The sequence below is a fragment of the Streptomyces sp. rh34 genome (assembly GCF_002551245.1).
Lineage (GTDB): Bacteria > Actinomycetota > Actinomycetes > Streptomycetales > Streptomycetaceae > Streptomyces.
The window spans coordinates 76,157-82,156 of the sequence record NZ_NTGZ01000006.1 but is presented as its reverse complement, the minus strand read 5'-3'; the positions used below and the strand labels follow the sequence as shown (position 1 = coordinate 82,156).

The window sequence follows — 6,000 nt, the reverse complement described above, 5'->3', positions numbered from 1 at the left end:
CGGGCGGGAGCGGCGGCGGCCGCTTCCGCGGTGGAGAGGACTTGCGGGGCGGTCGCCTCGGCCGCCGACGCGGTCCCCCCGCCCAGCGCGCCGAGGCCGAGTCCGGCGCCGGCCACGCCCGCCGTGGTCCACAGCACCGAACGGCGGCTGGGATCCTGCCGTGCCGCCTCGTCGGCAGTGCCGCTGTGCGGGGGTATGCCCTGCGGTTCCGGTGCGGGCCGGGCGTCGTCGTTCATCGAGCCTCCAGGTGAGTTGGGGGTTCAGACGGTGCGCGAGCACGTCCGGTCACCGTGCGGATGGCGAGCGCGGGGGCCGGGTCTCGGTAAGGACCCTGGAGGGTGAGGCTGCTGGTGCGCAAGGGAAGTATTTGGACTCTCGTCCTCAAACCATGGACTTTCTTCACGGCACGCCGAAGCCCCGACTGGTGCAACCAATCGGGGCCTCGAAACGCTCAGTTGTGCAGACCGTACGGGGCGCTCCGCGCCCTAGCGGACGGTCGGCCGGGTGGCGTGCTCCAGCTCGATCAGCGCCGAGCGGTAGGGCTGCCCGGTGGCCCGTTCCATGCCGATCTCGCACATCCGGTTCGCCGACAGATAGGCGTCGTAGGCCCGACGGCCGACCTCGGCCGCCTCCTTGGCCGTGGCCGAGTCGGTCAGCTCCTTGTGCAGCATGCCCCGGTCGCCCGCGAACGCGCAGCACCCCGTGTCGTCCGGCACCACGACCTCGTCCGCGCACGCCTCGGCCAGCGCCCGCAACTGCCCCACGTCACCCAGGTGTTCCATCGAACAGGTCGGATGCACGACGGCCGACCCGGTGGTGCGGAACACCGTCAGCTCCGGCAGCAGTTCGTCGGCCGCCCACACCAGCGAGTCCACGACGGTCAGCTCACGGTGCAGCGCCCGGTTGCCCTCGGTGAGGTAGGGCACCACCTCCTCGGCGATGCCGAGCGTGCACGAGGACGCGTCCACGACCAGCGGCAGCGCCCCGCCCGCCGTCCAGCCCCAGGCGGCCTCCACGATGCGGTTCGCCATGATCCTGTTGCCCGCGTCGTACCCCTTGGAGTGCCAGATCGTCGCGCAGCACGTCCCCGCGACGTCCTCGGGGATCCACACCGGCTTCCCGGCCCGCCCGGACACGGCGACCACCGCCTCGGCCAGGGAAAGGCCGGGGCGGCCGTCGGGACCGGCGAAGATGCGGTTGACGCAGGCCGGGTAGTAGACGGCGCTCGCCCCGACGCGGTCCGTACGCGGCAGCCGTCGGGCCGCCGCCCCGGGGATCTGGGGCAGCCACTCCGGTACGAGATCGGGGCGGACGGCCTTGCGGGCGAGCCGCGTCACGGTCCCGAGCGGACCGTCGCCCACCCGGTCGCCGACCGCGTCGGCCACCGCCACGGCCAGCCGCGCCGAGGCCTCCACCACCCGGAAGTTCTTCGCGGTGAGCGCGGCGATCCGCTCCTCGCGCGGAGTGTGCCTGCGGTGCCGGAAGCCCTTCATCATCGCCCCGGTGTCGATGCCGACCGGACAGGCGAGCTTGCAGGTGGAGTCCCCGGCGCAGGTGTCCACGGCGTCGTACCCGTAGGCGTCCAGGAGACCGGCCTCGACCGGCGAACCGTCCGCCTGCCGCATCATCTCCCGGCGCAGCACGATCCGCTGGCGCGGAGTGGTCGTCAGATCCTCGCTGGGGCAGGTCGGTTCGCAGAAGCCGCACTCGATGCACGGGTCGGCGACCGCCTCCACCTTCGGAATGGTCTTCAGGCCCCGCAGGTGGGCCCGCGGATCCCGGTCCAGGACGATGCGCGGAGCGAGCACCCCGGCAGGATCGATGACCTGCTTCGTCCGCCACATCAGCTCGGTGGCGCGCGGCCCCCACTCCCGCTCCAGGAACGGCGCGATATTGCGTCCGGTGGCGTGCTCCGCCTTGAGCGACCCGTCGAAGCGGTCCACCACCAGCGCGCAGAACTCCTGCATGAACGCGTCGTACCGCTCGACGTCGGCAGGTTTCGCCGCGTCGAACGCGAGCAGGAAGTGCAGATTGCCGTGCGCGGCATGACCGGCCACGGCGGCGTCGAAACCGTGGCGCGACTGGAGCTCCAGCAGCGCCTCGCAGGCGTCGGCCAGCCGTGCGGGCGGCACCGCGAAGTCCTCCGTGATCAGGGTGGTGCCCGAGGGTCGGGACCCCCCGACCGCCGTGACGAACGCCTTGCGGGCCTTCCAGTACCCGGCGATCGTCCCGGCGTCCCGGGTGAAGGCGTTGGTCACCGACGCGGCCGGGACGACCAGGTCCAGGCCGGCGACGACGGCTTCGGCCGCCCGCTCGAACGCCTCCTGGCCCGCCTCGTCGGCCGCCCGGAACTCCACCAGCAGCGCGGTCGTGGTCCGGGGCAGCACCGCCCAGTCCGCCGGAACGCCCGGCACGCTGACGGAGGCGCGCAGCGTGTTGCCGTCCATCAGCTCCACGGCGATGGCCCCCGCCTCGTTGAACCGGGGCACGGCGGACGCGGCGGCGGTGAGGGAGGGGAAGAACAGCAGGGCGCTGGAGATCCGCCGGTCCAGCGGCAGGGTGTCGAAGACGACCTCGGAGATGAAGCCGAACGTGCCCTCGGAGCCGACCATCAGCCCGCGCAGGATCTCCACCGGCGTCGCCCCGTCGAGGAAGGCGTCCAGGCGGTAGCCGTTGGTGTTCTTGATCGTGTACTTGGCGCGGATCCTGGAGGTCAGCTCCTCGTCCGCCTCGATCTCCGCCTTCAACTCCATCAGCCCCGCGCACAGCTCCGGTTCGGCGCGGGCCAGCTCCTCGTCGGCGGCCGGGTCGGCGGTGTCGACGACGGTGCCGCTCGGCAGGACGAAGGTGAGCGAGGCGAGCGTCCGGTAGGAGTTGCGGGTGGTGCCCGCGGTCATGCCGGAGGCGTTGTTGGCGACGACCCCGCCGAGGGTGCAGGCGATGGCACTGGCCGGGTCGGGGCCCAGCAGCCTGCCGTGGCGGGCGAGGGCGATGTTGGCCCGCAGCACCGTCGTCCCCGGCCCGATCCGGGCCCGTGCCCCGTCGTCCAGCACCTCGACGCCGGTCCAGTGGCGGCGTACGTCGACGAGGATGTCCTCGCCCTGCGCCTGGCCGTTGAGGCTGGTGCCCGCGGCCCGGAAGACCACGTCACGGCCCTTGCCGTGGGCGTACGACAGGATCGCGGAGACGTCGTCGAGGTCCTCGGGGACCAGCACGACCCGGGGGAGGAAGCGGTAGGGGCTGGCGTCGGAGGCGTACCGCACGAGGTCGGAGATCTTCCAGAGCACCTTGTCCGCACCGAGCAGGGCCGTCAGCTCGCTCCGCAGCGGCTCCGGGGTGCCGCCCGCGCTGCGGTCGGTGACCCGGTCGGGGGCGGGTTCCCGTGTCGTTCCGGGGCGCAGGGCTTCCGGGTCGGGCTCCAGCAGCGGCATGTCGGTCATCTCCTCGGCGGCTCGGCGCGGTGGTCAGCAGTGGCGTTCCGGCATGCCGTCGACCAGGGCGGACAGCAGCCCGCCGAGGACCTCGCGCTGATCGGCGGTCAATGGGGCCAGGATCTCCTCCGCGGCGGCCCGGCGCGCGCTGCGCAGGGACCGCAGCGTGGCGCGTCCCTCGTCCGTGATCTCGACGCGGACCACCCGGCGGCTGTCGGGATCCGGGGCGCGGCGCACCCGGCCGCTCGCCTCCAGCGCGTCGACCAGCGTCGTCACGGCGCGGGGAACGACGTCCAGGCGCCGGGCGAGATCCGCCATCCGGGGGGCGGCGTCGTAACTCGCGACCGTCCGCAGCAGCCGGAACTGGGCCGGGGTGATGTCGATCGGCTCCAGCTGGCGGCTCTGGATGCGGTGCAGTCGGCGGGTCAGCCGCAGCAACTGCTCGGCGAGCATGCCGTCGGTGTCGGGCGAGCCGGTGGAGCCGGGGGAGCCGAGCGAACCGGGGGAATCTGGGGCGTCCATACGGGAACAATATCAGGACCTCGTTCATTGTGAGTATAGGTAACAATGAGCTAGGCTCTTCATGTGCGAGGGCCGTTCCGCCCGGCCACGCCTCACGCCCGACGAAGGAGCCCATGAAACCCGACGAGCCCACGTGGACGCCCCCACCCGATGCCCGCGCCGCCGCCGACCGGCCACCCGCCGAGGTGCGCCGCATCCTCCGCCTCTTCCACCCCTACCGCGGCCGCCTGGCCGTCGTCGGCCTGCTGGTCGGCGCTTCCTCCCTGGTGTCGGTCGCCTCCCCGTTCCTGCTGCGCGAGATCCTGGACACCGCGATCCCCCAGGGGCGCACGGGCCTGCTGACCCTGCTCGCGCTCGGCATGATCCTCACCGCCGTGATGACCGGCGTCTTCGGCGTGCTCCAGACCCTGATCTCGACCACCGTCGGACAGCGGGTCATGCATGACCTGCGCACCGCCGTCTACACCCAGCTCCAGCGGATGCCGCTCGCCTTCTTCACCCGAACCCGCACGGGCGAGGTCCAGTCCCGCATCGCCAACGACATCGGTGGCATGCAGGCGACGGTCACCTCCACCGCGACCTCGCTCGTCTCCAACCTCACGGCCGTCATCGCGACCGTCGTCGCCATGCTCGCCCTCGACTGGCGGCTCACCGTCGTCTCGCTGCTCCTGCTGCCGGTCTTCGTCGCGATCAGCCGCCGCGTCGGACGGGAGCGCAAGAGGATCACCACCCAGCGCCAGAAGCAGATGGCCGCGATGGCCGCCACGGTCACCGAGTCCCTCTCGGTCAGCGGCATCCTCCTCGGCCGCACCATGGGCCGCTCCGACTCCCTCACCCAGGGCTTCGCCGAGGAGTCCGAGCGCCTGGTGGACCTCGAAGTGCGCTCCAACATGGCCGGCCGCTGGCGGATGTCCACGATCGGCATCGTGATGGCCGCCATGCCCGCCGTCATCTACTGGGCGGCCGGTCTCACCTTCGCGTCCGGAGCCGCCGCCGTCTCCATCGGCACCCTGGTCGCCTTCGTCACGCTTCAGCAGGGGCTGTTCCGCCCGGCGGTCAGCCTGCTCTCCACCGGTGTGCAGATGCAGACCTCCCTCGCCCTCTTCCAGCGCATCTTCGAATACATCGACCTCACGGTGGACATCACCGAACCGGAACACCCGGTCCGCCTGGAGAAGATCCGTGGCGAGATCGCCTTCGAGGACGTCGACTTCAGCTACGACGAGAAGAACGGCCCGACGCTGACCGGCATCGACGTGACCGTTCCCGCGGGCGGCAGCCTGGCGGTCGTCGGATCCACCGGTTCCGGCAAGTCCACCCTGAGCTACCTCGTGCCCCGGCTGTACGACGTCACCGGCGGCCGGGTCACGCTCGACGGGGTCGACGTCCGCGATCTGGACTTCGACACCCTCGCCCGAGCGGTCGGCGTCGTCTCCCAGGAGACCTACCTCTTCCACGCCTCGGTCGCCGACAACCTGCGCTTCGCCAAGCCGGACGCCACCGACGAGGAGATCGAGGCCGCGGCCCGTGCGGCGCAGATCCACGACCACATCGCCTCCCTGCCCGACGGCTACGACACCCTGGTCGGTGAGCGCGGCTACCGCTTCTCGGGCGGCGAGAAGCAGCGCCTCGCCATCGCCCGCACCATCTTGCGCGACCCACCGGTGCTGATCCTCGACGAGGCGACCAGCGCGCTCGACACCCGTACGGAACAGGCCGTGCAGCAAGCGATCGACGCCCTGTCCGCCGGACGGACCACGCTCACCATCGCGCACCGCCTCTCCACCGTCCGCGACGCGGACCAGATCGTCGTCCTGGAGGACGGCCGGGCAGCCGAGCGCGGTACACACGAGGAACTTCTCGAACGCGACGGCCGCTACGCCTCCCTGATCCGCCGTGACTCCCACCCGGCCCCGGTCCCGGCCCCCTGACACCGCCCCGGCGGGACTGCCTCCGGCGGGCGGGCGTCCCTCGACGGCTTCACCGTGCCGCGCGCCGGGTGCGGCACCGTGGCGAAGGCCCAGGCGGCGGCGACCGGCTGAGCCGG

3 protein-coding genes and 1 pseudogene are annotated in these 6,000 nt (G+C 72.1%); 1 reads left to right on the top strand and 3 read right to left on the bottom strand.

The genetic code is table 11. The annotated features are described in order from the left end of the window. The 3 genes and pseudogenes from CR470_RS03095 to CR470_RS03085 form a co-directional block, all read right to left on the bottom strand. Positions 1 to 236, bottom strand: a pseudogene (locus CR470_RS03095) (gfo/Idh/MocA family oxidoreductase); the annotation flags it as partial. 249 nt (positions 237 to 485) lie between these two features. Next, positions 486 to 3,431, bottom strand: coding sequence for an FAD-binding and (Fe-S)-binding domain-containing protein (locus CR470_RS03090; RefSeq protein WP_097866039.1), 2,946 nt, complete (start codon positions 3,429 to 3,431; stop codon positions 486 to 488). Positions 3,432 to 3,464: 33 nt separating this feature from the next. Continuing rightward, on the bottom strand, positions 3,465 to 3,953 hold the full coding sequence (locus CR470_RS03085; RefSeq protein ID WP_179892112.1) for a MarR family winged helix-turn-helix transcriptional regulator: 489 nt from the start codon (positions 3,951 to 3,953) through the stop codon (positions 3,465 to 3,467). Between the two features lie 113 nt (positions 3,954 to 4,066). On the opposite strand from CR470_RS03085, the gene CR470_RS03080 reads away from it, so the two are divergent. After that, the gene (locus tag CR470_RS03080) at positions 4,067 to 5,884 is read left to right on the top strand and encodes an ABC transporter ATP-binding protein (protein WP_097866033.1); all 1,818 of its coding nucleotides are present in this window, start codon (positions 4,067 to 4,069) and stop codon (positions 5,882 to 5,884) included. The last annotated feature ends 116 nt before the right edge of the window (positions 5,885 to 6,000 follow it).

Coding starts and splice junctions, on each gene's coding strand:
- CR470_RS03090 (WP_097866039.1), bottom strand. CDS start 3,431: ATGCCGCTGCTGGAGCCCGACCCGGAAGCCCTGCGCCCCGGAACGACA.
- CR470_RS03085 (WP_179892112.1), bottom strand. CDS start 3,953: ATGGACGCCCCAGATTCCCCCGGTTCGCTCGGCTCCCCCGGCTCCACC.
- CR470_RS03080 (WP_097866033.1), top strand. CDS start 4,067: ATGAAACCCGACGAGCCCACGTGGACGCCCCCACCCGATGCCCGCGCC.